Source organism: Caldimonas thermodepolymerans (genome assembly GCF_015476235.1).
GTDB classification, from domain to species: domain Bacteria; phylum Pseudomonadota; class Gammaproteobacteria; order Burkholderiales; family Burkholderiaceae_C; genus Caldimonas; species Caldimonas thermodepolymerans.
Genome location: NZ_CP064338.1, coordinates 531,355 through 557,802, shown reverse-complemented (window position 1 = coordinate 557,802; position 26,448 = coordinate 531,355). Strand labels below are relative to the sequence as shown.

At 70.0% G+C, this 26,448-nt stretch carries 27 protein-coding genes; 6 read left to right on the top strand and 21 right to left on the bottom strand.

The window, feature by feature from the left end; genetic code table 11:
• Positions 1–195 precede the first annotated feature (195 nt).
• From IS481_RS02765 to pobA, 4 genes are all read right to left on the bottom strand, one after another.
• Positions 196–843: a 2-hydroxychromene-2-carboxylate isomerase gene (locus IS481_RS02765; RefSeq protein ID WP_104358233.1), complete on the bottom strand. Its 648-nt coding sequence runs from the start codon at positions 841–843 to the stop codon at positions 196–198.
• Entirely contained in the window at positions 840–1,061 is a 222-nt protein-coding gene (locus tag IS481_RS02760; RefSeq protein WP_104358234.1) for a DUF1289 domain-containing protein, read from the bottom strand. Before IS481_RS02760 ends, IS481_RS02765 begins: the two co-directional genes overlap by 4 nt.
• Positions 1,062–1,076: 15 nt before the next feature.
• A complete protein-coding gene (locus IS481_RS02755; protein ID WP_104358235.1) occupies positions 1,077–1,508 on the bottom strand; it encodes a thioesterase family protein in 432 nt (143 codons plus the stop codon).
• A gap of 68 nt (positions 1,509–1,576) precedes the next feature.
• Positions 1,577–2,755, bottom strand: coding sequence for a 4-hydroxybenzoate 3-monooxygenase (gene pobA / locus IS481_RS02750; protein WP_104358236.1), 1,179 nt, complete (start codon positions 2,753–2,755; stop codon positions 1,577–1,579).
• Between the two features lie 118 nt (positions 2,756–2,873).
• On the opposite strand from pobA, the gene IS481_RS02745 reads away from it, so the two are divergent.
• Positions 2,874–3,770, top strand: coding sequence for a helix-turn-helix domain-containing protein (locus IS481_RS02745; protein ID WP_104358237.1), 897 nt, complete (start codon positions 2,874–2,876; stop codon positions 3,768–3,770).
• Positions 3,771–3,777: 7 nt separating this feature from the next.
• Here the strand turns inward: IS481_RS02745 and IS481_RS02740 are convergent, their stop codons facing one another.
• The 9 genes from IS481_RS02740 to IS481_RS02700 all read right to left on the bottom strand — a co-directional run bounded on the left by IS481_RS02740 (position 3,778) and on the right by IS481_RS02700 (position 12,106).
• Positions 3,778–4,908: an acyl-CoA dehydrogenase family protein gene (locus IS481_RS02740; protein ID WP_104358238.1), complete on the bottom strand. Its 1,131-nt coding sequence runs from the start codon at positions 4,906–4,908 to the stop codon at positions 3,778–3,780.
• A 34-nt stretch (positions 4,909–4,942) separates the two neighbouring features.
• Complete coding sequence (locus IS481_RS02735; protein ID WP_104358239.1) at positions 4,943–5,611, bottom strand: SDR family oxidoreductase; 669 nt, start codon at positions 5,609–5,611, stop codon at positions 4,943–4,945.
• A complete protein-coding gene (locus IS481_RS02730; RefSeq protein WP_104358240.1) occupies positions 5,608–6,063 on the bottom strand; it encodes a MaoC family dehydratase in 456 nt (151 codons plus the stop codon). Before IS481_RS02730 ends, IS481_RS02735 begins: the two co-directional genes overlap by 4 nt.
• Positions 6,064–6,101: 38 nt before the next feature.
• Positions 6,102–7,280 (bottom strand): acetyl-CoA C-acyltransferase, encoded by a 1,179-nt coding sequence (locus IS481_RS02725; protein ID WP_104358241.1) that lies wholly within the window; start codon positions 7,278–7,280, stop codon positions 6,102–6,104.
• 47 nt (positions 7,281–7,327) lie between these two features.
• Positions 7,328–9,142: a bifunctional isocitrate dehydrogenase kinase/phosphatase gene (gene aceK, locus IS481_RS02720; protein ID WP_104358242.1), complete on the bottom strand. Its 1,815-nt coding sequence runs from the start codon at positions 9,140–9,142 to the stop codon at positions 7,328–7,330.
• 4 nt (positions 9,143–9,146) lie between these two features.
• Complete coding sequence (gene can, locus IS481_RS02715) at positions 9,147–9,842, bottom strand: carbonate dehydratase (protein ID WP_104358243.1); 696 nt, start codon at positions 9,840–9,842, stop codon at positions 9,147–9,149.
• Positions 9,843–9,936: 94 nt separating this feature from the next.
• Positions 9,937–11,115: an isovaleryl-CoA dehydrogenase gene (locus IS481_RS02710; protein ID WP_104358244.1), complete on the bottom strand. Its 1,179-nt coding sequence runs from the start codon at positions 11,113–11,115 to the stop codon at positions 9,937–9,939.
• 24 nt (positions 11,116–11,139) lie between these two features.
• Positions 11,140–11,607: a PaaI family thioesterase gene (locus IS481_RS02705; RefSeq protein ID WP_104358245.1), complete on the bottom strand. Its 468-nt coding sequence runs from the start codon at positions 11,605–11,607 to the stop codon at positions 11,140–11,142.
• A 64-nt stretch (positions 11,608–11,671) separates the two neighbouring features.
• Positions 11,672–12,106 (bottom strand): MerR family transcriptional regulator, encoded by a 435-nt coding sequence (locus IS481_RS02700; protein WP_104358246.1) that lies wholly within the window; start codon positions 12,104–12,106, stop codon positions 11,672–11,674.
• A gap of 41 nt (positions 12,107–12,147) precedes the next feature.
• Between IS481_RS02700 and IS481_RS02695 the strand changes: the two genes are divergently transcribed.
• Positions 12,148–13,203 (top strand): MBL fold metallo-hydrolase, encoded by a 1,056-nt coding sequence (locus tag IS481_RS02695; protein ID WP_104358247.1) that lies wholly within the window; start codon positions 12,148–12,150, stop codon positions 13,201–13,203.
• A 28-nt stretch (positions 13,204–13,231) separates the two neighbouring features.
• On the opposite strand, the gene IS481_RS02690 is transcribed toward IS481_RS02695, so the two are convergent.
• From IS481_RS02690 to IS481_RS02655, 8 genes are all read right to left on the bottom strand, one after another.
• On the bottom strand, positions 13,232–14,266 hold the full coding sequence (locus IS481_RS02690; protein WP_419186865.1) for a M48 family metallopeptidase: 1,035 nt from the start codon (positions 14,264–14,266) through the stop codon (positions 13,232–13,234).
• On the bottom strand, positions 14,220–14,984 hold the full coding sequence (locus IS481_RS02685; RefSeq protein ID WP_104358249.1) for a lysophospholipid acyltransferase family protein: 765 nt from the start codon (positions 14,982–14,984) through the stop codon (positions 14,220–14,222). Before IS481_RS02685 ends, IS481_RS02690 begins: the two co-directional genes overlap by 47 nt.
• Before the next feature lie 24 nt (positions 14,985–15,008).
• Positions 15,009–15,584, bottom strand: a complete 576-nt coding sequence (gene gmhB, locus IS481_RS02680) for a D-glycero-beta-D-manno-heptose 1,7-bisphosphate 7-phosphatase (RefSeq protein ID WP_104358250.1) — start codon at positions 15,582–15,584, stop codon at positions 15,009–15,011.
• A 20-nt stretch (positions 15,585–15,604) separates the two neighbouring features.
• Entirely contained in the window at positions 15,605–16,201 is a 597-nt protein-coding gene (gmhB, locus tag IS481_RS02675) for a D-glycero-beta-D-manno-heptose 1,7-bisphosphate 7-phosphatase (RefSeq protein WP_232529439.1), read from the bottom strand.
• 34 nt (positions 16,202–16,235) lie between these two features.
• Positions 16,236–18,344, bottom strand: coding sequence for a glycine--tRNA ligase subunit beta (glyS, locus tag IS481_RS02670; protein WP_104358251.1), 2,109 nt, complete (start codon positions 18,342–18,344; stop codon positions 16,236–16,238).
• Positions 18,345–18,346: 2 nt separating this feature from the next.
• Entirely contained in the window at positions 18,347–19,252 is a 906-nt protein-coding gene (gene glyQ / locus IS481_RS02665; protein WP_104358252.1) for a glycine--tRNA ligase subunit alpha, read from the bottom strand.
• 99 nt (positions 19,253–19,351) lie between these two features.
• Positions 19,352–20,848, bottom strand: coding sequence for an apolipoprotein N-acyltransferase (lnt, locus tag IS481_RS02660; RefSeq protein WP_104358253.1), 1,497 nt, complete (start codon positions 20,846–20,848; stop codon positions 19,352–19,354).
• Positions 20,848–21,723 carry an HlyC/CorC family transporter gene (locus IS481_RS02655; protein ID WP_104358318.1) on the bottom strand — a complete coding sequence of 292 codons (876 nt, stop codon included), beginning with the start codon at positions 21,721–21,723 and terminating at the stop codon, positions 20,848–20,850. Before IS481_RS02655 ends, lnt begins: the two co-directional genes overlap by 1 nt.
• 205 nt (positions 21,724–21,928) lie before the next feature.
• On the opposite strand from IS481_RS02655, the gene IS481_RS02650 reads away from it, so the two are divergent.
• The 4 genes from IS481_RS02650 to hslV all read left to right on the top strand — a co-directional run bounded on the left by IS481_RS02650 (position 21,929) and on the right by hslV (position 26,419).
• The gene (locus IS481_RS02650; protein ID WP_104358254.1) at positions 21,929–23,005 is read left to right on the top strand and encodes a CobW family GTP-binding protein; all 1,077 of its coding nucleotides are present in this window, start codon (positions 21,929–21,931) and stop codon (positions 23,003–23,005) included.
• Positions 23,006–23,165: 160 nt separating this feature from the next.
• Positions 23,166–24,047 (top strand): RNA polymerase-binding protein DksA, encoded by an 882-nt coding sequence (gene dksA / locus IS481_RS02645; RefSeq protein ID WP_104358255.1) that lies wholly within the window; start codon positions 23,166–23,168, stop codon positions 24,045–24,047.
• 24 nt (positions 24,048–24,071) lie between these two features.
• A complete protein-coding gene (locus tag IS481_RS02640) occupies positions 24,072–25,769 on the top strand; it encodes an STAS domain-containing protein (RefSeq protein WP_104358256.1) in 1,698 nt (565 codons plus the stop codon).
• Positions 25,770–25,882: 113 nt separating this feature from the next.
• Positions 25,883–26,419, top strand: a complete 537-nt coding sequence (hslV, locus tag IS481_RS02635; RefSeq protein ID WP_104358257.1) for an ATP-dependent protease subunit HslV — start codon at positions 25,883–25,885, stop codon at positions 26,417–26,419.
• Positions 26,420–26,448: the final 29 nt, after the last annotated feature.

The following is a 26,448-nucleotide window of genomic DNA, read 5'->3' as shown; positions in this document are numbered from 1 at the left end:
GCCGGCGCCCGGAAGGCGCCGGCACGGCGGGCTGGCACGCATGGTAGCGGGCGAAACGGGCTCGTTGCGCAAGCCCGGAGGGCCGCTTGGTGACACAACGTTGTGCCGGGCCGGTGCCGGAAAGGGGCGCGCCCGCTCTCGCGGGCCGTGCCGGCCGCCGCTACACCCGGTTGCAGGCCGCCCCGGCGGCGGGGCCTACGGGCGGCCGAAGGTGACGCCCAGGGGCACCCGGGCCGCGTCGTCCCACTGCGGCCCGTCGAACCAGGGCTCCCCGCCCAGGCAGGCGGCCAGCATGTCGAGCGAGTCCAGCCCCCAGAACAGGCGGCCGTCGACCTCGATGGTGGGCACGCCGAACACGCCGCGCCGGGCGGCCTCCTCGGTCGCGTGGCGCAGCGCCTGCTTGACCGCGTCGCCAGCCGGGTCCTGCCGCGGCGCCAGCTCGGCGGCGAGCGCGGCCAGCCGCGCGGGATCGTCGGCGGCCAGGCCGCCCTCCCAGACATGGCGGAACACCTTCTCGCAGACATGGCGGTTGGGCGTGTCGCCCGCCTCCGGGCAGGCCAGCGCCAGCCGCAGCAGCGACAGCGGGTTGAACGGGTGCGCCGCCGGCATGCGCAGCGGGACGCCGAGCCGGTGCGCCTGCCAGGCGACCTGGCGGTAGATCCACACGCGCTTGGGCTCCAGCTCGGCCGGCGCGCGCTGGCCGTGATGCTGCAGCAGCCCGGCCAGCAGCACCGGCTGGTAGCGCACGGTATACGAGAGGCCCTGCAGCGCCTGCGGCAGCCGCTCGAAGGCGAGGTAGGCGTAGGGCGAGACGAAGTCGAAGTAGAAGGTGAGCTGCTTCACGGTCGGTGTCGGGGATCGGTGGTCGGGGCGGCGGCCTGGCAGCGTTCGCGCCGGCGCGGCAGCTGCTTCCAGACCTGCCATTTTTCGGCATCGCTCATCGTCGACCAGGCCGCGATCTCGTCCAGCGTGCGCATGCAGCCTTCGCACCAGCCGGTGGCCTCGTTCATGCGGCACACGCTGACGCAGGGGCTGGGAACGGACGATGCGGCGCGGGCCATCGGGGGCACCTGGCTTCAGCCGGCCAGGCCGGCGCGCGCGCGCTTGTCCGCCACCTTGGCGTTGAAGCGTGCGTAGTCGACCACGGCGCGCTCGTGGGTGCCTTCGGAGATCTTGTCGATGCCGTCGTGCGCCTCGGCGCGGAAGGTGATGCGGCGCCCGTCGACCGCGATCACCTCGGCCTGCACGTGGATGGTCATGCCCGGCGCCGTCGGCGCCAGGTGCGAGAAGTTCACGTGCGTGCCCAGCGACCCTTCGCGCGGCCAGTCGAGGTAAGGCAGGATGGCCCGCTGGCAGCAGGCCTCGAGCATGCTCACCATCAGGCCGGTGGCGAACACCTCCGGCATCTGGCGGAATTCCTCGAACTCGGGGTAGATGTGCGGGACCGTCGTCTCGCGCGTGACGGTGTAGGTGAGCTCGGCGCGGGCGCCGATCGGGATGTCCTTCATGCGGTGGGGTCCGGGTACAACCTTGCCAGCGTAAGGTCCCGGCCCCGCCACCGCAACCCGGGTTTGCGTCAATCCTCGAACGGCAGGCCCACGTAGTTCTCGGCCAGCGAGGTCGAGGCCGCGGTGGACGAGACCAGGTAGTCCAGCTCCGCCTCCTGGATGCGCCGGCCGAAGTCGCCCTGGTCCGGGAAGCGGTGCAGCAGGTTGGTCATCATCCACGAGAAGCGCTCGGCCTTCCAGATGCGCCGCAAGGCCTTCTCGGAATAGTGGTCGATGCCGGCCTCGCTCCTGTCGCGGTAGTACTCGATCAGCGCCCGCGACAGGTAGCGCACGTCCGCCGCCGCGAGGTTCAGGCCCTTGGCGCCGGTGGGCGGCACGATGTGCGCCGCGTCGCCGGCCAGGAACAGCCGGCCGAAGCGCATCGGCTCGGCGACGAAGCTGCGCAGCGGGGCGATGCTCTTCTCGATCGAGGGGCCGGTGACCAGCCGCTCGGCCGTCTCCGGGTCCATGCGGCGGCGCAGCTCGTCCCAGAAGGCATCGTCGGACCACTGCTCGACCTTGTCCTCCAGCGAGCACTGCACGTAGTAGCGGCTGCGCGTGCGCGATCGCATGCTGCACAGCGCGAAGCCGCGCTCGTGGTTGATGTAGATGAGCTCGTCGGAAACCGGCGGGGTGTCCGACAGCAGGCCCAGCCAGCCGAACGGGTAGACGCGCTCGTAGGTGGTCAGCGCGCCCTGCGGCACGCTGGCGCGGCACACGCCGTGGTAGCCGTCGCACCCGGCGATGAAGTCGCACTCGATCTCGTGCGCCTTGCCGTCCTTGACGTAGCGCACCCGCGGGCGCGCGGTGTCGAAGTCGTGGATGCTGACGTCGGCCGCCTCGTAGACGGTGGGCAGGCCGGCCGCCTCGCGGGCGTCCATCAGGTCGCGGGTGATCTCGGTCTGGCCGTAGACCATCACCGACTTGCCGCCGGTCAGCGCCTTGAAGTCGATGCGGTGGCGCCGGCCCTTGAACGCGATCTCGATGCCGTGGTGCACCAGGCCCTGCCGGTGCATGCGCTCGCCCACGCCCGCCTCGTCGAGCAGGTCCACGCAGATCTGCTCGATGATGCCGGCGCGGATGCGCGACAGCACGTAGTCCTTGGTGTGCTTTTCCAGGATCACGGCGTCGATGCCGGCCTTGTGCAGCAACTGGCCGAGCAGCAGGCCCGAGGGGCCGGAGCCGATGATCGCCACCTGCGTTCTCATGGCGTGTCTCCTCTTTGCTTTTTGATAAGCCAAGCGTAGGCAGCATCGGGCTTGCCCGGAATGGACGGATCCGACAATCACTTGGACAATCCGAACATCTCCGGCCACCTGCCGCACCGTGTCGCACCGCGTCCCGACCTACGCCCTGTACGGCGAGCACCAGCAGCCGCTGATGCCCGAGGCGCTGCACGTCGAATCGATCGCCGACCGCAGCCGCCTCTACAACTGGGAGATCTCGCCGCACCGGCACGACCTGTTCGCGCAGCTGCTGTGCCTGCGCAGCGGCCACGGCGAGGTGCTGTTCGCCGATGCGCGCGTGCCGTTCGAGGCGCCGTGCGTGATCACCGTGCCGCCGCTGGAGGAACACGGCTTCCGCTTCAGCCGCGACATGGACGGCCTGGTCATCACCGTGGTCGCCCACCGCCTGCAGTGCCTGCTGCAGGCCGCGCCCGAGCTGGTCGAGCGCCTGTCCGTCCCGCACTGCCTGCGCTTCTCGCCCGGCTCGGCCGAGTTCGCCGAGATCGACCGTGCCTGCACGCTGCTGGCGCGCGAGATGCGCGGCGCCGCGCCGTGGCGCATGAACCTGGTCGAGGCCTCGCTGGTGACCGCGCTGGTGCTGGCCGCGCGCGCCGCCGCGGCCCCGGCGCGCACCACGCAGGGCCCGTCGCCGCGCAGCCTGCAGCATGCGCAGCGCTTTCGTGCGCTGCTGGACCAGCGCTTTCGCGAGCAGCGCAGCATCGACGACTACGCCCGCGAGCTGGGCATCACGCCGACGCAGCTCAACCGCGTCTGCCGCGAGGTGCTGGGCACCTCGGCGCTGGGGGCGCTGCATGCGCGCCTGATGCTGGAGGCCAAGCGCGACCTCGCCTACACGCGGCTGAGCGTCAAGGAAGTGGCGCTGACGCTGGGCTTTTCGGACGCGGCCTACTTCACCCGCTTCTTCACCCGCCACGCCGGCATGTCGCCCAGCGAGTTCCGCGACGCGGTGCGCCGCGAGCTGGGCCAGGAAGGCTGAGCCGGGCTCAGGCCAGCGCGCGGCCGATCAGGATCTTCTGCACGTCCGAGGTGCCCTCGTAGATCTGGCACACCCGCACGTCGCGCCAGATGCGCTCGACCGGGAAGTCGCTCACGTAGCCGTAGCCGCCGTGGATCTGGATCGCGTCCGAGCAGACGCGCTCGGCCATCTCGCTGGCGAACAGCTTGGCCATCGCCGCTTCCTTCAGGCACGGCTGGCCGGCGTCGCGCAGCGCCGCGGCATGCCAGACCATCTGGCGCGCCACCTCGATCTGCGTGGCCATCTCGGCGAGGCGGAACTGCACCGCCTGGTGCTCGAAGATCGGCTTGCCGAAGGCCTCGCGCTGCTTGGCATAGTCCAGCGCCGCCTCGAAGGCCGCACGCGCCATCCCGACGCTCTGCGCGGCGATGCCGATGCGCCCGCCTTCCAGCGCCGACAGCGCGATGCGGTAGCCCTCGCCTTCCTCGCCGATGAGGTTCTCCGCCGGCACGCGGCATTGCTCGAAGACGACCTGCGCGGTGTCGCTGGAGTGCTGGCCCACCTTGTCCTCCAGCCGCGCGACGCGGTAGCCCGGCGTGTCGGTCGGCACGATGAAGGCGCTGATGCCGCGCTTGCCGGCGGCCTTGTCGGTCACCGCGATGACGATCGCCACCTGCCCGTTCTTCCCGCTGGTGATGAACTGCTTGACACCGTCGATCACGTAGTGGTCGCCGTCGCGCCGCGCCGTGGTGCGCAGCGCCGAGGCGTCGGAGCCCACGTGCGGCTCGGTCAGGCAGAAGGCGCCCAGCAGCTCGCCCTGCGCCAGCGGCACCAGCCAGCGCCGCTTCTGCGCCTCGTTGCCGTAGCGCAGCAGGATCGCGCACACCGGGCAGTTGTTGACGCTCACCGCGGTGCTGGTGCCGCCGTCGCCGGCGGCGATCTCCTCCAGCACCAGCGCGAGCGACAGGTAGTCCAGCCCGGCGCCGCCGTAGTCGGTGGGCACGCACACGCCGTAGGTGCCGAGCGCCGCCAGCCCGCGGTGCACGTCCTTCGGGAAGTGGTGTTCCTTGTCCCAGCGCGCCGCGTGCGGCCTGATCTGTTCGTGGACGAACGCGCGCACGGCGTCGCGGATCATGGTCTGGTCCGGGCTCAGGAGCATGGCGTGGCCTCTCGGTCGGGTGGGCGGGGATCGGTCACCAGGGGATGGGCGTGCCGCCGTGGGCGTAGAAGCGGCCGTTGTCCTCGGGGCCCAGGCGCGCGATCAGGCGGCGCAGGTCGCCGACGCTGTGCTCCACCGGCAGCGCCGCGCCAGGGCCGCCCATGTCGGTGCGCACCCAGCCCGGGTGCACCGCGACGCAGGTCGCGCCGCGCGCACCGAGCACCGTCGAGGCGTCCTTGAGCACCGAGTTGAGCGCGGCCTTCGAGGCGCGGTACAGCCAGCCGGCCGCGCCGGAGCGCTGGCCGATCGAGCCCATCACCGACGACAGCACCACCACCCGCGCGCCCGGCGCGAGCAGTTCCTGCAGCGCCTGCAGCAGCCGCATCGGCCCCAGCACGTTGGTGCGCATCACGAGGTCGAAGTCCTCCTGCGAGGGCGCCTGCAGGCCGTCGGTGTGCGGCCCGTAGACGCCGGCGTTGAGGATCGCGATGTCGACCCGCTCGCCGTCGGCACGCCAGCCCAGGCCGGCGACGCTGGCCGCGTCGGTGACGTCCAGCCGGTGGGCCTCGCAGCCCAGCTCGCGCAGGGCCTGCAGCCCCGCCTCGTCGCGCGCGGTCGCGACCACGCGCTCGCCGTCGGCGCGGTACTGCCGCGCGAATTCGCGGCCGATGCCGCGCGAGGCACCGGCGATGAACACGGTCATGACACCTCCCGGACCAGCAGGGTGCCGCGGCTGACCACCGCGACCCCCGAGCGTTGCGTGTTCGCCGAGCCGTCGACCATCACGACGTACCCGTCAAGCTTGCGGTTCCATTCGACGGACGAGACCGTCCACTGCAGCACGACGTCCTCGTCCGCATACACGGGTGCCTTGTACGCGAAGTTGAAGTTCAGGCACACCATCTGCCGCTTGATGCCGTCGTCGCGCCGCGAGAAGTGGCTGGCTGCCAGCCCCATCAGCATCGAGGCCGTGTGCGGGCCGCTGGCGATCACGTCGCCGAAGCGGGACTCGCCCGCCTCGGCGGCGTCGCTGTGCAAGGGGTTGCTGTCGTGGCAGGCCGCGGCGAACGCCGCGATGTCCTCCGGCGTGAAGCGCACCGTCTTGCCGAAGGTCTCACCGACTCGAACGATCTCTCGTTCTGCGACCACATTCATGTTGTTGTCCTCCCTGTGGTCCGCGTCAACGCGGAGCGTCAGTACAGTTCGACGGCCATGGCCGTGGCCTCGCCGCCGCCGATGCACAGCGCGGCCACGCCCTTCTTCAGGCCGCGCTTGCGCAGCGCGCCGAGCAGCGTGACCACGATGCGCGCACCGCTGGCGCCGATCGGGTGGCCCAGCGCGCAGGCACCGCCATGCACGTTGACCTGCGCGTGGTCGAGCTTGTGCTCGGCCATCGCGGCCATCGTCACCGCGGCGAACGCCTCGTTGATCTCCCAGAGGTCCACGTCCTTGGTGGTCCAGCCGGCCTTCTTCAGCACCTTGTCGATCGCGCCGACCGGCGCGGTCGTGAACCATTCCGGGGCCTGCGCGTGCACGCTGTGCGCGACGATGCGCGCCACCGGGGTCACGCCCATGCTGCGCGCGGTGGATTCGCGCATCATCACCAGCGCCGCGGCGCCGTCGGAGATGCTCGACGAGGTGGCGGCGGTGATGCTGCCGTCCTTCTTGAACGCGGGCTTGAGGCCCGGGATCTTGTCGATGCGGGCCTTGAACGGCTGCTCGTCCTTGGTGACCTGCGTCTCGCCGCCCTTGCCGGCCACCGTCACCGGGGCGATCTCCCAGTCGAAGCTGCCGTCGTTGTTGGCCTGGATGGAGCGCTCGGTCGAGGCGATCGCGAACTGGTCCTGCGCCTCGCGGCTGAAGTTGTACTTGGCCACGCAGTTCTCGGCGAACACGCCCATGGCCTTGCCCCGGTCGTAGGCGTCCTCCAGCCCGTCGAGCGCCATGTGGTCGTAGAACTGGGTCACGCCGTACTTCACGCCCTTGCGCACGAAGGCCAGGTGCGGCGCGTTGGTCATGCTCTCCATGCCGCCGGCCACCATCACGTCGGCGGTGCCCGCGGCCAGCATGTCGTGCGCGAACATCATCGCGCGCATGCCCGAGCCGCACATCTTCGACAGCGTGACCGCGCCGGTCGACTGCGGCAGGCCGGCCTTCAGCAGCGCCTGGCGCGCCGGGGCCTGGCCCTGGCCGGCCATCAGGCAGTTGCCCATCAGGACCTCGTTGACGGCGTCGGCCGGCACGCCCGAGCGCTCGACCGCGGCGCGGATGGCCACGGCGCCCAGCTCCCAGGCCGCCAGGGAAGCGAAGTCGCCCAGCAGGCCACCGATGGGCGTGCGGGCGGCGGAAGCGATGACGATGGGATCAGACATGGGGCTCTCCTTTCATCGGAACAATGTAGGCAGACGGCCGCCCCCGCTCAAGGGACAACCGGCTCGTCAACAGGTCTTTCGGCCGGGGCCGTGCGCTCCCGGACGCGGAAGCGGTGGCAGGTGTCGTACGGGAACACGTCGTGCATGTGGCCGGCCAGGATGCGCTCCTTGTGGCCCTGCCAGAACTCCGGGTCCAGCAGGTCGGCGTGGTGGCGCATGAACACGTCGCGCACCTTCTCGTTGCCGAGCAGGAACGGCCCGAAGGTCTCCGGGAAGATGTCCCTGGGGCCCACCGGATACCAGATCTCGCCGGACATCTCGACCTCCTCGTTCGGTGCCGGTGGCACGCGGCGGAAGTTGCAGTCGGTGAGGTACTCGATCTCGTCGTAGTCGTAGAACACGACCTTGTCGTGGCGCGTGACGCCGAAGTTCTTCCACAGCATGTCGCCGGGGAAGATGTTGGCCGCCACCAGGTCCTTGATCGCGTTGCCGTACTCGATCACCGCCTGCTCGACCTGCCCGGGCGTCGCTTCCTGCAGGTAGATGTTCAGCGGGATCATGCGCCGCTCGATGTAGACGTGCCGGATGATGAGCTCGACCTGCCCGTCGCCGTCGCGGTCGCTGATCTCGACCTGGCTCGGGCAATAGTGCAGCAGCTCCTGCACCAGGTCCTCCTCGAAGCGCTCGAACGGGAACGCCACGTTGGAATACTCCAGCGTGTCGGCCATGCGCCCGACGCGGTCGTGCTGCTTGACCAGCCGGTACTTGGCCTGGATCTGCTCGCGCGTGGTGTCCTTCTGCGGCGGGAAGAAGTCCTTGATGACCTTGAACACGTACGGGAACGACGGCAGGTCGAACACCAGCATCACCATGCCCTTGATGCCGGGCGCGATGCGGAACTTGTCGCTCGAGTGCCGCAGGTGGAACAGGAAGTCCCGGTAGAACAGGTTCTTGCCCTGCTTGTGCAGCCCCAGCGCGTTGTAGATCTCCGAGCGCGGTTTGTGCGGCATCAGCGAGCGCAGGAAGTGCACGTAGGCGGCCGGCACCTCCATCTCGACCATGAAGTACGCGCGCGCGAAGCTGAACAGCTTCTGCAGCTGGTCCTCGCCGAACAGCGCCGCGTCGATGTACAGCCGCCCGCGCTCGTCGTGCAGGATGGGCAGCGAGAACGGGATCTCGCGGTAGCCGTTGATGAACTTGCCGACGATGTAGGCGCCCTTGTTGCGGAAGAACAGCGACGACAGCACCTGCACCTGGAAGTTGGTGCGGATGCGCATGTCGCCGAACTCGCGGTCCACCGCCTGCAGCACCAGGTCGACGTCGCGGTCCAGGTCGTCGAACTCGCGCTGCAGCTGGAAGTTCGTGACGATGCGGTGCAGCGTCTCGCGCAGCGAATCGCGCGTCGGGTAGTAGACGCGGAAGGTGGGCAGCGAGCCCGGCTCGTCGTTTTCGATGTACTCGGTCGAGATCGCCGGGCGCACGAAGATGAAGTCGTTGTGGAAGTAGCTGCGGTGCAGGATCTTGGTCGTGACCGAGTTGAAGAAGGTCTCGGCCAGCTCGGGCTGCAGGTGGTTGGTCAGCAGCCCGATGTAGTGCAGCTTGACCTGGTGCCACACGTCCATCGGCAGCTCGTGGGCGCGGAACTCGCTGCGCAGCCGCTCCACCGCCTCCTGCACGCGCAGGTCGTAGTAGACGATGCGCTCGCGCTGGGCGCGCTGCTGGCCCGCCCAGTCGGCCGCCTCGAAGCGCTGCTTGGCCGCGGCGCTGGTTTCCCGGAACAGCCGGTAGTGCCGGTTGAACCCGTCGAGCAGGGCCTTGGCGATCTCGAAGGCCCGGGTGTCGTTCAGCTGCTGCGGGAACATCGCCCTACTCCTGGCTGCGCGCCGGCTCCAGCTCGCGCAGGCGCTCGTGGCGGGCGCGCAGCTGCGCCAGCGCCTCGGCGTAGCGCGGCTGCACCGCGTCGCAGTCGTCCACGGTGATGCGCAGGTCCTGCAGCAGGCCGTTGTGCAGCCCGTAGACCCAGCCGTGCACCACCACCTGCTGGCCACGCTGCCAGGCGTCGCGCACCACGGTCGTCTGGCACACGTTGAGCACCTGCTCCAGCACGTTGAGCTCGCACAGCGCGTTGTGGCGGCGCGCCTCGTCGGCGAAGCCCTCCAGCCACTCGCGGTGCTTGTTGCGCGCGTCCTGCACGTGGCGCAGCCAGTTGTCGGCCAGGCCGACGCGCACGTCGTTCATCGCCGCCTTGACGCCGCTGCAGCCGTAGTGCCCCACCACCATGATGTGCTTGACCCGCAGCAGGTCGACCGCGAACTGCATCACCGACAGGCAGTTGAGGTCCGAGTGCACCACCACGTTGGCGACGTTGCGATGGACGAACAGCTCGCCGGGCTGCAGTCCGACGATCTCGTTGGCCGGGACGCGGCTGTCCGCGCAGCCGATCCACAGGTATTCGGGGGCCTGCTGCTCGAGCAGGCGCGAGAAGAAGCCGGGCGAGCGCTGCTCGAGGCTCTGCGCCCAGGCCCGGTTGTTGTCGAAAAGGTTCTGGAGACGTGAACTCATGGGCTGTGCCGTAAGCGGCCCCGCGGGGCGAGGCCATGCTGCACTGCACAGTGTAAGCAGCCTCCGGTTCCACGCTGTTTCAGAAGGCAGGCGCTCACGCGGTCTCGGCGAACAGCTCGCGCCCGATCAGCATGCGGCGGATCTCGCTGGTGCCGGCGCCGATCTCGTACAGCTTGGCGTCGCGCCACAGGCGGCCGAGCGGGTACTCGTTGATGTAGCCGTTGCCGCCGAAGATCTGGATGCCCTCGCCGGCCATCCAGGTCGCCTTCTCGGCGCACCACAGGATCACCGCGGCACAGTCCTTGCGCACCTGGCGCACATGGGCGCTGCCCAGCATGTCGAGGTTCTTGCCCACCGTGTAGCAGAACGCGCGCGCGGCCTGCAGCACGGTGTACATGTCGGCCACCTTGCCCTGGATCAGCTGGAACTCGCCGATGCTCTGGCCGAACTGCTTGCGGTCGTGGATGTACGGGATGACGTTGTCCATCACCGCCTGCATGATGCCGATCGGGCCGGCGGCCAGCACCGCGCGCTCGTAGTCCAGCCCGCTCATCAGCACCTTCACGCCGCCGTTGACCTGGCCCAGCACGTTCTCCTTGGGCACCTCGACGTTCTCGAACACCAGCTCGCCGGTGTGGCTGCCGCGCATGCCCAGCTTGTCCAGCTTCTGCGCGACCCGGAAGCCCTTCATGCCCTTCTCGATGATGAAGGCGGTGATGCCCTGGGCGTTGAGCTCCGGCTCGGTCTTGGCGTAGACCACCAGCGTGTCGGCATCCGGCCCGTTGGTGATCCACATCTTGCTGCCGTTGAGCAGGTAATAGCCGCCCTTGTCCTCGGCGCGCAGCTTCATGCTGACCACGTCCGAGCCGGCGCCCGGCTCGCTCATCGCCAGCGCGCCGACATGCTCGCCCGAGATCAGCTTGGGCAGGTACTTCCTCTTCTGCGCCTCGGTGCCGTTGCGGCGGATCTGGTTGACGCACAGGTTGGAGTGCGCGCCGTAGGACAGCCCCACCGAGGCCGAGGCACGGCTGATCTCCTCCATCGCGATCATGTGCGCAAGGTAGCCCATGCTGGCGCCGCCGTACTCCTCCTCGACGGTGATGCCCAGCACCCCGAGCTCGCCCATCTTGCGCCACAGGTCCATCGGGAACTGGTCGGTGCGGTCGATCTCGGCCGCGCGCGGGGCGATCTCGGCCTGGGCGAAGCTGCGCACGCTGTCGCGCAGGGCCTCGATGTCCTCGCCGAGCTGGAAGTTGAGTCCGGGCAGTTGCATGGCTAGACCTTTCAACAGGGGATGTCAGTGTTGTATGCCTTCGCGTCCCAGCACCGTCATGACGGTGGCCGTCATCGTCGCGACCAGGCGCTCGCCGCGTTCGCCCCGCTCGATCGCGCGACCTTCGGTCACGGTGATGGTGCGTCCGGCCTTGACCACCTGGCCTTCGACGCGGAACCGCGGCCCGCGCGCCGGCGCGAGCAGGTTGACCTTGAACTCGATCGTCAGCACCGCGGCGTCGGCCGGCATCAGCGAAAAGGCAGCGTAGCCGCAGGCCGAGTCCAGCGCGGTGGAAACCACACCCGCGTGCAGGAAGCCGTGCTGCTGGACCAGGTGCGGCTGGTGCGTCATGCCGAGCATGATGCGGCCGGGGGCCACCTCGTCCAGCGTGATGCCGAGCGTCTGCATGACCGCCTGGCGTTCGAACGAGCGCCGCACGCGCTCGGCGTAGCCGGCATCGGCAGGCGTCCAGGAGGGATCAGGCAGGCTCATGACCGGGGCCCCGTTCGGATTGACGTTGACGTAAACGTCAATTCTAGGGGCAGCCCGCCCGGATTCATTCCTTTTTCTTCTTCTCGATTTCCCCGAGCAGGCGGCGCGCCTCGCGCTCGTGCGCGCGCACCTCGTCGAGCGTGACCTGCAGGTCCGCCAGTTGCTGCTCGAGCTGTTCGCGATGCGCGGCCAGCACGACCAGGAACTTCTTCAGCTGCGGCACCGTGTCGCGCGGGGACTCGTACATGTCGACGAGTTCCTTGATCTCCGCGAGGCTCAGGCCCAGGCGCTTGCCGCGCAGCGTGAGCTTGAGCCGCGTGCGGTCGCGCGAGGTGTAGACCCGGCTGCGCCCGTTGGGGCCGCTGCGCGCCGGGGACAGCAGGCCGCAGTCTTCGTAGAAGCGGATGGCCCGCGTGGTGAGGTCGAACTCCTTGGCCAGATCGCTGATGGTGTAGGTGGGCGAGGCGGGTGACACCGGAGAGACAGCAGAAGCAGCCATGGTTCCCTATACTTGATTGACGTTTACGTAAAGTGTAGCTAATGAACGAACTCGAACATCGCCTGCAATACCCGCATGGCGAGCGCATCCCCGCCCCCGGCCACACGCTGGAAGTGGCGCCGGGCGTGCGCTGGGTCCGCATGGGCCTGCCCTTCGCGCTGGATCACATCAACCTCTGGCTGCTGCGCGACGAACAGGACGGCCGTGCGGGCTGGACGGTGGTCGACTGCGGCATCACCGACGACGCCACCCGTGCCGCATGGGAGCGCGTGTTCGAGCACGAACTGGACGGCCTGCCGGTGCTGCGCGTGATCGTCACGCACATGCACCCGGACCACATCGGCCTGGCGCACTGGCTGACCGAGCGCTGGCAGTGCCGGCTGTGGATCAGCGCCACCGACTTCAACGCCGCGCGCGTAGGCAGCCAGACGACCACCGGCTACGGCGGCGAATCGGCGGCCAGCTTCTTCGCCAGCCACGGCCTGACCGACCCGGACTCGGTGGCCAAGGTGCGCGCGCGCTCCAACTACTACGCCTCGATGGTGCCGCGGGTGCCGGCGCAGTACCGCCGCCTGATGGACGGCGACGTGCTGGACATCGGCGGGCGCGCCTGGCGCTGCATCAGCGGCTACGGCCACGCGCCGGAGCACATCTCGCTGTACTGCGACGAGCTGCACGTGCTGCTGTCGGGCGACATGGTGCTGCCGCGCATCTCGACCAACGTCAGCGTGTTCGACATGGAGCCCGAGGGCAACCCGCTGCCGCTGTACCTCGCCTCGCTGGACCGCCTGAGCCCGCTGCCCGAGGACACGCTGGTGCTGCCGGCGCACGGCCGGCCGTTCCGCGGCCTGCACGAGCGCGTGCGCCAGCTGCACGACCACCACGACGCGCGCCTGGCCGACGTGATGCAGGCCTGCCGTGCCGCGCCCTGCAGCGCGGCCGACATCCTGCCGGTGCTGTTCCACCGCAAGCTCGACCTGCACCAGACCACCTTCGCGATGGGCGAGGCGATCGCCCACCTGCATGCGCTGTGGCTGGGCGGGCGCCTGAAGCGCACCGCCGGATCGGACGGGGTGTACCGCTTCGCCCCCGCCTGAGGGGCCTCGACCGGGCCGGCCGCCCGGCTCAGTCGAGCACCGGCAGCACGCTGTCGCGCAGCGTGCCGCGCGCCTGCTCGTAGTCCGGCATCACCGAGCGCACCACGTCCCAGAAGCGCGGGCTGTGGTTCATCTCGCGCAGGTGCGCCAGCTCGTGCGCCACGACGTAGTCGATGGTCGGCAGCGCGAAGTGGATCAGCCGCCAGTTCAGGCGGATCGAGCCGTCGGCCGAGGCGCTGCCCCAGCGGGTCTGCGCGGAGGACAGCGCCAGGCGCCGGTAGCTCACGCCCAGGCGCTGCGCGAAGTGCTGGCAGCGCTCCTCGAAGATGCGCCGCGCCTGGCGCTGCAGCCAGGCCTGCACCGCGTCGCGGATCTGCTCGGGCGTCGCGTGCTGCGGCAGCCCCACGTGCAGCGTCAGCCTGGGCACGCCCGGCAGCGCGTCGGCAGCGCTGTTGAGCACCGCACCGGTGGCACGCGGGTCCAGCACGACGATCACCGTCTCGCCGAGGAACGGCAGCGAGGTGCCGTCGCGCCATTCCACCCGGGCCTGCTGCAGGCGCTTGTTGCGCTCGGCCTGCTCGGCCAGCTTGCGCAGGATCCAGCCGCCCTTCTCGCGCAACGCCGACTCGATCTCGGCCTGCCCGACCCAGCGCGGCGCGCTCACGCTCAGGCCGTCCGGCCCGACGACGAAGCCGATCGAGCGGCGCTTGGAGCGCTTCAGTTCATAGGCGACGAGGTGCCCGTCGAGGCGCAGCTCGCGGCTGGCGCGCGGATGGCGGAACACCACCGGGGACAGGGCACCGCGGGGTTCGGGCTCGGGGGGCGTGGCGCTGGCGACGGGCGCCGGAGGCAGCGTCGCGCGCGGCAGCAGCGGCGCCGGTGCGGGCGGCTCGGGCACGTCGGGGGCGAACAGGGGCAGGCTCAGCTGCAACGATTCGAGGAAGCTTGCCTTGCCGCGTGCCATGGCCGCGAAGTATAGGCGCTGCCTGCGACGCCGGGCAGCGCCGGGCCCGGGGTCAGTTCGCGCCGCCGGCCGCGGCCGCGGCCGGCGCCGGCTGCGCATAAGCCTCGGGGTCGAGGCGGCGCATCTCGGCCTCGATCCAGGCCTCGACCTCGCGCATCAGCTCGTCGGCGTTGCGGCCGGCAGACGGGATCGGCTTGCCGATCGAGACGTCGATGGTGCCCGGGCGCTTGATGAAGGCCTGGCGCGGCCAGCAGCGCGCCGAGGTCACCGCGATCGGCACCACCGGCACGCCGGTGGTCACCGCCAGGCGCGTGCCGCCGGACTTGTAGGTGCCCTGACTGCCGCGCGGCGTGCGCGTGCCTTCCGGGAACATGATCACCCAGCAGCCCTGCTCCATGAAGCGGCGGCCCTGCTCGGCCACCTTGGCCCAGGCCTCGGCGCGCTTGCTGCGGTCGATGTGCACCATGTCGAGGCGGCCCAGCGCCCAGCCGAAGAAGGGCACGAACAGCAGCTCGCGCTTGAAGACGAAGCTGAGCGGCCGCGGCATGATCTTCGGCAGCGCCAGCGTCTCCCAGGCCGACTGGTGCTTGGACAGCAGGATGCAGGGGCCGTCGGGCAGGTTCTCCAGGCCCTGCACGCGCTCGCGGATGCCGCAGATCCAGCGCGCGCCGAACAGCGCGATGCGGATCCAGCCGACGCACAGCCAGTACAGCGGCGCGCCGCGCACGAAGATGGAGACGACCAGCACCATGACGGCATACGGCACGACCGTGACGATCAGCCACAGCATGTAGAGCAGGGAGCGCAGGAACAGCATCGGATCGGACAGGTAGGTGTCGGGTCAGGCCAGGGAAGCACCGGCGGCGTCGCCGCGCAGCAGGGCATCGGCAAAGGCGGGGAGGTCGGCGTGCACCTGGGTGCCGGGCACGCGCTGGCACAGCTCGGCCAGCCCCGCCGCGTCCAGGCGCGCCGCCTTGCCGGTGCGCACCAGGTGGGTGGCGCAGCCCAGCGCGGCGCCGGCCTGCAGGTCGCGCAGCGAATCGCCGACCGTCGGCACGCCGGACAGGTCGACGCCGAAGTCTTCGGCGATGCGCCGGAACAACCCGGGCCGCGGCTTGCGGCAATCGCAGCCGTCGTCGGGCCCGTGGGGGCAGTAATAGACCTTCTCGACGCGCCCGCCGTGCGCGGCCAGCAGCGCGGCCATCTTGGCGTGCATGGCCTCCAGCGTCGCCACGTCGAACAGGCCGCGCGCCAGCCCGGACTGGTTGGTCGCGACGACCACGGTCCAGCCGGCGCGGTTCAGTCGCGCCACGGCCTCCAGCGCCCCCGGCAGCGGCTGCCACTCGTCGGGGGACTTCACGAAATCGTCACGGTCTTCGTTGAGCGTGCCGTCGCGGTCGAGGATCAGCAGTTTCATGCGTCCCCCCTGCCCGCCGCTCATCGCATCGCCCCGACGTCCGCGTCCGGGCGGTCGCGCTGCACCAGGAAGGACGCCAAGGCGTCCAGGTCGGCGTGCACGCGGCTGCCCGGCACCTGGGCGGCCAGGCGCTCGGCCGCCTCGTCGTCCAGCTGGGCGCTGCGGCCGGTGCGCAGCAGGTGCGGCTCGCAGCCCGCGGCGTGGGCCGCCTGCAGGTCGCGCAGCGTGTCGCCGGCCACCGCCACCTGCGACAGGTTCACGCCGAAGCGCTCGGCGATCCTGTACAGCAGGCCGGGCGCCGGCTTGCGGCAGTCGCAGCCGTCGGCCGCGGTGTGCGGGCAGATGAACACCGCGTCGATGCGTGCGCCGTGCCGCGCCAGCAGTTCGTTCATGTGCCGGTGCACCGCGTTGAGGCCGGCCATGTCCAGCAGCCCCGAGCCCAGGCCGGGCTGGTTGGTCGCGACCACCACGTGCCAGCCGGCATGGTTGAGGCGGGCCACGGCCTCCAGCGCGCCGGGCACCGGCTCCCATTCCTGCGGCGTGGCCACGTGCTCGTCGCGGTAGCGGTTGAGCACGCCGTCGCGTCCCAGCACCACCAGTTTCATCGCACGATCCATCGCCGCACTCCTTCGGATTCGCGAGGGGGCCGCCTCAGCCGGCCAGCCGCGACAGGTCGGCCACGCGGTTCATCGCCGCGTGCAGCGTCGCCAGCAGCCCCAGCCGGTTGGCCCGCAGCGCCGGGTCCTCGGCGTTGACCATCACGGTGTCGAAGAAGGCATCGACCGGCGCCTTGAGCGCCGCCAGCGCCTGCAGCGACACCGCGTAGTCGCCGCGCTCGAAGGCCGCGTCGGCCTGCGGCTTGACCTCTTGCAAGGCCTGGGCCAGCGCCTGCTCGGCCGGCTCGCGCAGCAGCGCCGCGTCGATGCGCGGCTCGACCGCGCCCTCGGCCTTCTTCAGGATGTTGCCCACGCGCTTGTTGGCCGCGGCCAGGCTCTCGGCCTCGGGCAGCGAGGCAAAGGCCCGCACGGCCTGCAGGCGCTTCGGGATGTCGCCCCAGCGCGCCGGGCCGACCTCGACCACCGCCTCCACCTCGCGCGCCCCGTAGCCGGCGTCGCGCAGGTAGTTGACCAGGCGCTCGCGCATGAACTGCGCCACCTCGGCCTGCGCCTGGCCGTGGCCGGCCGGGAACGCCGCGAAGGCGACGTCGATCAGCGCCTGCGGCTCCAGCGGCAGGTCGCGCTCGATCAGCATGCGGATCACGCCGAGCGCATGGCGGCGCAGCGCGAACGGGTCCTTGTCGCCGGTGGGCACCTGCCCGATGCCGAACAGGCCGACCAGGGTCTCGAGCTTGTCGGCCAGCGCGACCACCACGCCAAGCTCGTGGCGCGGCAGCTCGTCGCCGGCGAAGCGCGGCTTGTAGTGGTCCTCGATGGCATCGGCCACCGTGGTGTCCAGGCCGTCGTTGAGCGCGTAGTAGCGGCCCATGATGCCCTGCAGCTCGGGGAACTCGCCGACCATGTCGGTCAGCAGGTCGGCCTTGGCCAGCATCGCCACCTGGTCGGCGCGCTGCGCCAGCACCGGCCCGCCCAGCGTCTCGGCGATCGCGCGCGCGATCGTGCGCACGCGCTCGATGCGCTCGCCCTGGCTGCCGAGCTTGTTGTGGTAGACCACCTTGGCCAGTCCCGGCACGCGCGAGGCCAGCGTCTTCTTGCGGTCCTGGTCGAAGAAGAACTTCGCGTCGGCCAGGCGCGGACGCACCACGCGCTCGTTGCCGCCGATCACCGCGCTCGGGTCGTCCGGGCTGATGTTGCTGACCACCAGGAAGCGGTGCGTCAGCCGGCCGTCGGCGTCGAGCAGCGGGAAGTACTTCTGGTTGGCCTTCATCGTCAGGATGAGGCATTCCTGCGGCACCTCGAGGAACTCGGGCTCGAACTGGCCGACCAGCACGTTGGGCCGCTCGACCAGCGCCGTCACCTCGTCCAGCAGCGCCTCGTCCTCGATCGGGCGCACGCCGCCGCCGACGCGCTCGGCCGCGGCCTGCAGCTGGCGCGCGATCTCGGCACGGCGCTCGTCGAAGCTGGCGATCACCGCGCCTTCGCTGCGCATCTGCTCGGCGTAGCTGTCGGCGTCGCGCAGCACGATGGGGTTGTGCAGCGCCTCGAAGCGGTGCCCCTGGGTGTTGCGCCCGGCCTGCAGGCCCAGCACGCTGACCGGCACGACCTCGTCGCCGTGCAGAGCGACCAGCCCGTGCGCGGGACGCACGAAGTTGACGCTGGTCCAGCCGTCGGCCAGCTGGTAGGTCATGACCTTGGGGATCGGCAGGCCGGCGATCGCGTCTTCCAGCGCCTTCTGCAGCCCTTCGGCCAGCGTCACGCCGGGCGCCACGCTGTCGTGGAACAGCGCTTCGGCCTTGCCGTCGACCGCGCGCCGCAGCTGCGGCACCACCGAGGCGTCCACGCCCAGCGCGGCGAGCTTCTTGAGCAGCGCCGGGGTGGGCTGGCCCTGCGCGTCCAGGCCGACGCTGACCGGCATCAGCTTCTGCTGCACCGGCTTGTCGGCCGCGCGCGCGGCCACGCCGGGCACCCAGGCCGCAAGGCGACGCGGCGAGGCATAGGCGACCGGCACCGCGGCGGCGTCGGCCAGGCCCTGGGCCTTGAGGCGGTCGGCCAGCACGCTGGCAAAGGCGTCGCCCAGCTTCTTCAGCGCCTTGGGCGGCAGTTCCTCGACGAAAAGTTCAACGAGAAGGTTCTTGTTGCTCATGGTCAGGCCGCCTTCTTCGGCAACTGCGCCACCACCTCGGGCGACGCCATCGGGAAGCCGAGCCGTTCGCGGCTGTCGTAATAGCTCTGCGCGACGCTGCGCGCCAGGTTGCGGATGCGGCCGATGTAGGCGGCGCGCTCGGTGACGCTGATCGCGCCGCGCGCATCCAGCAGGTTGAAGGTGTGCGCGGCCTTGAGCACCTGCTCGTAGGCCGGCAGCGCGAGCTGCTGCTCCATCAGGTACTTGGCCTGCTTCTCGTGCGCGGCGAAGGCGGTCAGCAGGAACTCGACGTCGCTGTGCTCGAAGTTGTAGGTCGACTGCTCGACCTCGTTCTGGTGGTAGACATCGCCGTAGGTCAGCCCGTCGGTCCAGACCAGGTCGTAGACGTTCTCCACGCCCTGCAGGTACATCGCCAGGCGCTCCAGGCCGTAGGTGATCTCGCCGGTGATGGGCTTGCAGTCCAGCCCGCCGACCTGCTGGAAGTAGGTGAACTGCGTCACCTCCATGCCGTTGAGCCAGACCTCCCAGCCCAGGCCCCAGGCGCCCAGCGTCGGGTTCTCCCAGTCGTCCTCGACGAAGCGGATGTCGTTCTTCTTCAGGTCGAAGCCCAGCGCCTCGAGCGAGCCCAGGTACAGCTCCAGGATGTTGGCCGGCGCTGGCTTGAGCACGACCTGGTACTGGTAGTAGTGCTGCAGGCGGTTCGGGTTCTCGCCGTAGCGACCGTCCTTGGGGCGCCGGCTGGGCTGCACGTAGGCGGCGCGCCAGGGCTCGGGGCCGATCGAACGCAGGAAGGTGGCGGTGTGGCTGGTGCCCGCCCCCACTTCCATGTCGTAGGGCTGCAGCAGGGCACACCCCTGGCGGTCCCAGTAGTCCTGCAGGCGCAGGATGATTTGCTGGAAGGTCAGCATCGTCGTGGTGTCGGAGTGGAATCGGGGCCCGCGGGCAGCGGCAGGCGCTGGAATGCGGGTAAACGTTGAATTCTAGGGGGAACGGGCCGTGGCCCGCCGTCAGCGGCGGCGCCAGGCGGCCGCCACCGCCAGCAGCAGCACGGCGCCGGCCAGCAGCGGCCACAACCCGGCCTGCGACGCCCAGCGGGCATAGGGCGTCAGGCCGGCACGCCCCTGCACCGGGCCGGTCAGCACCGCACGCTTGAACGGTGGCAGCTCCTGCACGACGCGCGCCGTGTGGTCGATGATGGCCGTGGCGCCGGTGTTGGTGGCGCGCAGCATCGGGATCTGGAACTCCAGCGCGCGCATGCGCGAGATCTGCAGGTGCTGGTGCACCGCGACGGTGTCGCCGAACCAGCCGATGTTGCTGATGTTGGCGAAGATCGTGGGCGCCTGCGAGGGCAGCGCGAAACGCGCCGCCAGCTCCTCGCCGAACAGGTCCTCGTAGCAGATGTTGGGCGCGATGCGCTCGCCGTGGACCTCGAACGACGGCGGGTTGCGCGGCCCGCGCTGGAAGTCGCCGAGCGGCATGTTCATCATGTCGACGAACCAGCGGAAGCCGAACGGGATGAACTCGCCGAACGGCACCAGGTGGTGCTTGTCGTAGCGGTACGGCACCGGGCGGTTCTTCTTCAGCCCCACCACCGAGTTGGTGTAGCCCTCGGCGAAGCTGCCCAGCGGGATGCCGATCAGCGCCGCGGTCTCGCTCTGCGCGAAATGCTGCTCGCGCGCCTCCCAATAGCCCGGCGGCAGCTGCTGCGGCAGCAGCGGGATGGCCGTCTCGGGGGTGACGACCAGGTCGCCGGTGGCGCTGTCCAGCTCGTCGGCGTACCAGTCCAGCACGCGCGGCAGGTGGTCGGCGGAGAACTTCTCGTCCTGCGGCACGTTGCCCTGCAGCAGGGTCACGGTCAGCGTCCGGGTGGGCACGGTGAAGTCGTGCGGGATGGACGACACCACCACGCACAGCAGCAGCGCGGCGACCAGCGGCATCCATTCCCTCGGCCCCGAGCCGGTGCCGGCGAGCCGGGCCGCGGCGGCGGCGATCCAGGCCGCGACGAAGCCGATGCCGTAGACCCCGGCGAAGGGCGCGAGCGTCGACAGCGGCCCCTCGACATGGGCATAGCCCGCGGCCACCCACGGAAAGCCGGTGAACAGCACGCCCCGCGCCAGCTCGGCCAGCAACCAGGCCGCGGCGAACACCAGCGGCGGCCATAGCCGGGTGCGCGCGGCCAGGCGCACGTAGGCTGCCATGGCCAGCGCGAGGTACAGCGACAGGAACCCGGCCAGCAGCAGCACCGCCAGCGCGGCCAGCCAGGCCGGCAGGCCGCCGTAGCGGTGCATGCTGATGAACAGCCACCAAGTGCCGCCGGCCAGCCAGGCGGTGCCGAACAGCCAGCCCAGCAGGGCGGCGCGCCGCGCCGTGGCGGCGCGGTGCACGCACCAGGCGAGCACCGCCAGCGCCACCAGCTGCATGGACCAGGTGCCCATGTGCGAAAAGGCCAGCGCGTGGGCGGCGCCGGCCAGCAGGGGAATCAGCAGGTCCGCACGGGGCCGCATCAACCGTCAGCCATCGCCTCGGCAGCGACGGGCACCCGGGTCACCTTGAACCACCGCACCGCGCCGGCGCGGGACAGCATGACGGAAAAGCGCAGGCCCGCGATGTCGACCACCTCGCCGCGGCGCGGCACGTGCCCCAGCTCGTGCGCGATGTAGCCGCCGATGGTGTCGAAGTCCTCTTCCGGCAGCTGGGTGCCGAAGAAGGCGTTGACCGCCTCGATGTCGGTGTCGCCCGCCACCCGGTGGCTGCCGTCGGCCAGCGTGTAGATGCCCACCGGGGCGTCGTCCTCGTCGTCGAACTCGTCCTCGATCTCGCCGACGATCTGCTCCAGCACGTCCTCGATCGTGATCAGGCCGGCCGTCTTGCCGAACTCGTCGATCACGATCGCCAGGTGGTTGCGGTTGGCGCGGAACTCGCGCAGCAGCTCGTTGAGCCGCTTGGATTCGGGCACGAAGACCGCCGGCCGCAGCAGGATGCGCAGGTTGATCCCGGGCGCACGCTGCAGCTTGAGCAGGTCCTTGGTCATCAGGATGCCGATGATGTTGTCGCGGTGGCCCTGGTAGACCGGGAACCGCGAGTGGCCGGTGTTGATGACGGTGCCGAGCAGCTCGTCGTAGGGCGCATCGATGTCGAGCAGGTCCATGCGCGGCGCAGCCACCATCACGTCGCCGGCGGTCATGTCGGCCAGGCGCAGCACCCCCTCGAGCATGCGCCGGGACTCCGGCTCGATCAGCTCGCGGTCCTCGGCATCGGCCAGCGTCTCGATCAGCTCGTCCTTGGAATCGGGTCCGGGAGAAAGCAGCTCGACCAGACGTTCGAAGAAGGTGCGCTTGTCGGCTACGCGGTGGGCGCGACTTGGGTGAGGTTCTGACACAAGCATGCGTCGTAGTTGCGGAGTTCCAAGGATACCCCACGCCTCTGCCCGCTTCCACAGCGGCCGCAGCCGGGCATGAAACCTGCCTCGTCCGGCCGGATCCGCGTCAAGACCGCGTCACGGGAGGGCGGCTACACTGTCCGGCCCCCTTGAATCCCGGCGGCTCGCCCCTATCTGGTGCAGCGCCTTTCGAAGCGAGATGTCCATGAGCCTGATTCCCGCCACCATCCTCACCGGCTTTCTGGGCAGCGGCAAGACGACCCTGCTCAAGCGCGTGCTCACCGAGGCCCACGGCCAGAAGATCGCCGTGATCGAAAACGAGTTCGGCGAGGAAAACATCGACAACGACATCCTCGTGGCCGAGACCCAGGAGCAGATCATCCAGATGAGCAACGGCTGCATCTGCTGCACCATCCGGGAGGACCTGCGCGCCACGCTGGCCGACCTGGCCGCCCGCAAGCGCCGTGGAGAGCTCGACTTCGAGCGCGTGGTCATCGAGACCACCGGCCTGGCCGACCCGGGCCCGGTGGCCCAGACCTTCTTCATGGACGACGAGATCGCCGAGACCTACCTGCTGGACTCGGTCCTGACGCTGGTGGACGCCAAGCACGGCCAGCAGCAGCTGGACGACCGGCAGGAAGCGCGCCGGCAGGTCGGCTTTGCCGACCAGATCTTCATCAGCAAGACCGACCTGGTCAGCGAGGCCGAGGCCGACGCCCTGTCGCACCGCCTGAAGCACATGAACCCGCGCGCCCCGCAGCGCCGGGTGCACTTCGGCGAGGTGCCGATTTCCGAGGTGTTCGACCTGCGCGGCTTCAACCTGAACGCCAAGCTGGAGATCGACCCGGACTTCCTCTCGGCCGACGACGACCACCATCACCACCATGACCATGACCATGACCATGACCATGACCATGACCATGCCCATGATCACGACCATGAGCATGGCGAGCATTGCGACCACCCGCACCACCACCATCACGACGACGACGTGAAATCCTTCGTGTTCCGGGCTGAACGGCCGTTCAACCCGGCAAAGCTGGAGGATTTCCTGGGCACCATCGTGCAGATCTACGGCCCGCGCATGCTGCGCTACAAGGGAGTGCTGCACATGCAGGGCACGGACCGCAAGGTGATCTTCCAGGGCGTGCACCAGCTCATGGGCAGCGACCTGGGCCCGAAGTGGGCCGACGGCGAGCCGAAGGTCAGCAAGATGGTGTTCATCGGCATCGACCTGCCACGGGACATCTTCACGCAAGGGCTGCAGCAGTGCCTGGTGTGACCGCCGGTCGCACCATTTGCCGGGAAAACCCCGGGGCGCCATCCGGTGGGATGGCTACAATCCGCGGCGCCCTTGGGTGCCCCCGTGTGCAGGACGCCTCAGGTTCCTAGCCGAATTTGGCAAGAGCAGGTATATAACTGCCCCTGCGAGGAGACGGAATGTGAGCAAGACCCCGGCCCGAACCAGCAGCGCCAAACCTGCGGCGAAGCGCCCGCCCGTGGCCGCGGCCGAGACCAAGAAGGTCGCCGCCACGGCCAAGACCCCGGCCAAAGGCGCTGGCAGCAAGCCCGCGCCGGCCAAGGCCACCAAGACTTCCGCGGCCCCGGCCCGGAAACCTTCCGTAGACAGAGCTGAACCGGTGAGTACCGCCAAGACGACCTCCGCCAAGACCGCAGCGAAACCCGCCACCGCGCGGGCGAAGTCCGCTGCCGACGCGAAGGCGGCCGTCGCGGCGCCCGCAGCCGCGCCGGCGCCTGTCGCCCCTCCTGCCACGGCCTCGTTCTCCGACGCCCCGGCCGATCGAGCCTCTCCGTCATCCACCATGAACAAGACCTCCGCCACCGCGGTGCTGGACCAGCCCCGCCCTGCCGTCGACCCCGCGCTCGCGAACGCCTGGAAGACCAAGGCCGGCCGCGACCTCACCGACGCCGAAGTGCTCGCGATGCCCGAGAGCGAATACATGAACGAGAAGCAGCTCGAGTTCTTCCGCGCCAAGCTGGAAAAGCTCAAGGAGGACCTGCTGAGCAACGCGGGCGAGACCACCGAGCACCTGCGGGAGGACACCACCATCGTCCCCGATCCGGCCGACCGCGCCACGATCGAGGAGGAGCACGCCCTGGAGCTGCGCACCCGCGACCGCGAGCGCAAGCTGCTGAAGAAGATCTCCCAGGCCCTGGCCCGCATCGATTCGGGCGAGTACGGCTACTGTGACGAAACCGGCGAACCGATCGGCCTGGGTCGCCTGATCGCGCGTCCGACGGCTACACTGTCTCTCGAGGCTCAGCAACGGCGTGAGCTCAAGCAGAAGATGTTCGGAGACTGATCGGGGCCACGCCCGTCGCGAGCCATGTCGGATCCCAAGGACAAGGACAATCCCAGCTTCCTGCGCAAGGTGGTGCGGTTCGTCGCGAACCCCACCACCGACTGGTCCGACCTGAACTCGACCCCCGCCGAATCGCGCGAGAGCGAGTACGCCAAGTCCGAGCTCAAGGCGATGATCGAGCGCAAGCGGCGCAACGACTTCGTCCGCAAGCGCGAGTTCGACATGCTGCGCAAGGTGCGCCGCGAGGGCCTGACCGAGGCCAACGTCGGCGCGCTGGCCGCCACCTCCAACCTTGACGAGGACCGCGACCTGGCGGCCAAGTCCGACGTCGGGATCGTCAAGGCCAAGATCGACGAGATCGAGCAGCAGATGGTGGGCGAGGCGATCGGCACGCGCCGCTCGCCCTCGTTCTACAACGCGCCCACCCAGCCCGCCGGGCTGCACGCGAAGATCACCGAGCCGCTGCGCCTGGATCCCGCACCGGCGCCGGCCCCCGCCGCGGTGGTGGCAACGGTGCCGCCCGCGCCGGCGGTGGCTGCCCCGGCCCCCGAGCCGGCCCCGGCCCGCCGGGCCGCCCCGGTCTCGGTGCACGGCGACCTGATGGACACCTTCGCGATCGAGGTCAACGAGGTCGCCCACGATCCGGAACTCGACGAGGCGGTGATCGCCTTCGCGAACGCGGATTTCGACTCATGTGAGCAATCACTGTCGGCGCTGATCCGGCCGGGCGCGAGCCGCGCCCAGCATGCCGAGACCTGGATGGCGCTGTTCGACCTGTACCGCGCCACCGGTCAGCAGGCCAAGTTCGAAAGCCTGGCGCTGGACTATGCCCAGCAGTTCGGCTGGTCGGCCCCGCAATGGTTCTCGCTGCCGCGCATGGTGGCCGAGGCCGCCGCCGAGGAGGCGCCGACCACCACGACCGCCGCCAAGCTGGAAGGCCAGGTCGGCTGGGTCTGCCCGGAGATCCTGGACGTCGACGGCGTCGCGCGGCTGCGCTCGCAGACCCTGCAGATGCCCCTGCCCTGGGTGCTCGACTGGGGCCCGCTCAAGAGCATCGACGCCGAAGCCGCCTCGCAGCTGAGCGAGGTGTTCCGCCATTGGGCCAAGGAAGCGCTGGAGATGCGCTGGGTCGCCGGCGACCACCTGCTGCAGGTGCTGCAGGACGCCGCCCCGACCGGCGTCCGGGACGTCGACCCGGTGTTCTGGTCGCTGCGCCTGGACGCACTGCGCCTGGCCAACCGGCCGGACCAGTTCGACGAGGTCGCGATCGACTACTGCGTCACCTACGAGGTCTCGCCGCCGTCCTGGGAGGCCGCGCGCTGCCAGGTCAAGCTGGGCAGCGGGGCCCGCTCGAGCACCTCGACCGCGCCGCTGTCGGTCATCAGCGACGTCTCGACCAGCTTCGTCGAATCGCAGATCACCGACGAGCCGGCGGTCATCGAGGTCGCCTCGCTGGAGCTGTCCGGCCAGCTGGTGGGCGACATCTCCGAGACGCTGCAAGACCTGGACAACGGGCTGGGCCAGGCGCGCATCGTCAAGGTGTCCTGCACGCGCCTGATCCGCGTCGACTTCATCGCCGCCGGCGACCTGCTGAACTGGGTGCTGAGCCGCCGCGGCGAGGACCGGACCATCCAGTTCGAGGACACGCACCGCCTGGTCGCGCTGTTCTTCGGCGCGATGGGCATCACCGAACACGCGCGGGTCAAGGTGCGCAACATCTGATCCGCCCGTCATGGCAAGCCCCTGCGGCCAGGAGGCCCCTCGCGGGGCCTTCGCCGTTTTGTGTCACCCTTGCGGCTTGAAGCGCCCGGCTTCGGCCCTCATCTGATACCGCTATGGACTCTTATCACGGCACCACCATCGTGAGCGTACGCCGGGGCAACGTCGTCGCGCTGGGCGGCGACGGCCAGGTCACCCTGGGCTCGATCGTCGTCAAGGCGACCGCGCGCAAGGTGCGCAGGCTCTACCGCGACCAAGTGCTCGCCGGCTTCGCCGGCGCCACCGCCGACGCCTTCACGCTGTTCGAACGCTTCGAGGCCAAGCTCGAGAAGCACCAGGGCCACCTGGTGCGCGCGGCCATCGAGCTGACCAAGGACTGGCGCACCGACCGGGTGCTGCGCCGGCTGGAAGCCATGCTGGCGGTGGCCGACCGCGACGCCTCGCTGATCATCACCGGCAACGGCGACGTGCTCGAGCCCGAACACGGCCTGATCGCGATCGGCTCCGGCGGCGGCTATGCGCAGGCGGCCGCGCGCGCGCTGCTCGAGCACACCGACCTGCCGCCGCAGGACATCGTCAAGAAGTCGCTGGAGATCGCCGGCGACCTGTGCATCTACACCAACCAGAACCACGTGATCGAGACGCTGGGCTGAGGCCCGGCGCGCTCGTCGCTGCCCCCGAA

What these genes read in the sequence shown, in the direction of transcription:
- IS481_RS02705 (WP_104358245.1), bottom strand. Translation starts at nt 11,607, where the DNA reads ATGAGCCTGCCTGATCCCTCCTGGACGCCTGCCGATGCCGGCTACGCC.
- IS481_RS02700 (WP_104358246.1), bottom strand. Translation starts at nt 12,106, where the DNA reads ATGGCTGCTTCTGCTGTCTCTCCGGTGTCACCCGCCTCGCCCACCTAC.
- lnt (WP_104358253.1), bottom strand. Translation starts at nt 20,848, where the DNA reads ATGCGGCCCCGTGCGGACCTGCTGATTCCCCTGCTGGCCGGCGCCGCC.
- IS481_RS02760 (WP_104358234.1), bottom strand. Translation starts at nt 1,061, where the DNA reads ATGGCCCGCGCCGCATCGTCCGTTCCCAGCCCCTGCGTCAGCGTGTGC.
- IS481_RS02710 (WP_104358244.1), bottom strand. Translation starts at nt 11,115, where the DNA reads ATGCAACTGCCCGGACTCAACTTCCAGCTCGGCGAGGACATCGAGGCC.
- IS481_RS02640 (WP_104358256.1), top strand. Translation starts at nt 24,072, where the DNA reads ATGTCGGATCCCAAGGACAAGGACAATCCCAGCTTCCTGCGCAAGGTG.
- IS481_RS02650 (WP_104358254.1), top strand. Translation starts at nt 21,929, where the DNA reads ATGAGCCTGATTCCCGCCACCATCCTCACCGGCTTTCTGGGCAGCGGC.
- IS481_RS02730 (WP_104358240.1), bottom strand. Translation starts at nt 6,063, where the DNA reads ATGAATGTGGTCGCAGAACGAGAGATCGTTCGAGTCGGTGAGACCTTC.
- gmhB (WP_104358250.1), bottom strand. Translation starts at nt 15,584, where the DNA reads ATGAAACTGCTGATCCTCGACCGCGACGGCACGCTCAACGAAGACCGT.
- pobA (WP_104358236.1), bottom strand. Translation starts at nt 2,755, where the DNA reads ATGAGAACGCAGGTGGCGATCATCGGCTCCGGCCCCTCGGGCCTGCTG.
- glyQ (WP_104358252.1), bottom strand. Translation starts at nt 19,252, where the DNA reads ATGCTGACCTTCCAGCAAATCATCCTGCGCCTGCAGGACTACTGGGAC.
- glyS (WP_104358251.1), bottom strand. Translation starts at nt 18,344, where the DNA reads ATGAGCAACAAGAACCTTCTCGTTGAACTTTTCGTCGAGGAACTGCCG.
- can (WP_104358243.1), bottom strand. Translation starts at nt 9,842, where the DNA reads ATGAGTTCACGTCTCCAGAACCTTTTCGACAACAACCGGGCCTGGGCG.
- hslV (WP_104358257.1), top strand. Translation starts at nt 25,883, where the DNA reads ATGGACTCTTATCACGGCACCACCATCGTGAGCGTACGCCGGGGCAAC.
- IS481_RS02685 (WP_104358249.1), bottom strand. Translation starts at nt 14,984, where the DNA reads ATGCTGTTCCTGCGCTCCCTGCTCTACATGCTGTGGCTGATCGTCACG.
- IS481_RS02740 (WP_104358238.1), bottom strand. Translation starts at nt 4,908, where the DNA reads ATGCTCCTGAGCCCGGACCAGACCATGATCCGCGACGCCGTGCGCGCG.
- aceK (WP_104358242.1), bottom strand. Translation starts at nt 9,142, where the DNA reads ATGTTCCCGCAGCAGCTGAACGACACCCGGGCCTTCGAGATCGCCAAG.
- IS481_RS02755 (WP_104358235.1), bottom strand. Translation starts at nt 1,508, where the DNA reads ATGAAGGACATCCCGATCGGCGCCCGCGCCGAGCTCACCTACACCGTC.
- gmhB (WP_232529439.1), bottom strand. Translation starts at nt 16,201, where the DNA reads ATGGATCGTGCGATGAAACTGGTGGTGCTGGGACGCGACGGCGTGCTC.
- IS481_RS02695 (WP_104358247.1), top strand. Translation starts at nt 12,148, where the DNA reads ATGAACGAACTCGAACATCGCCTGCAATACCCGCATGGCGAGCGCATC.
- IS481_RS02690 (WP_419186865.1), bottom strand. Translation starts at nt 14,266, where the DNA reads ATGCGCAGCCGGCGCCGGCCGCGGCCGCGGCCGGCGGCGCGAACTGAC.
- IS481_RS02725 (WP_104358241.1), bottom strand. Translation starts at nt 7,280, where the DNA reads ATGTCTGATCCCATCGTCATCGCTTCCGCCGCCCGCACGCCCATCGGT.
- IS481_RS02735 (WP_104358239.1), bottom strand. Translation starts at nt 5,611, where the DNA reads ATGACCGTGTTCATCGCCGGTGCCTCGCGCGGCATCGGCCGCGAATTC.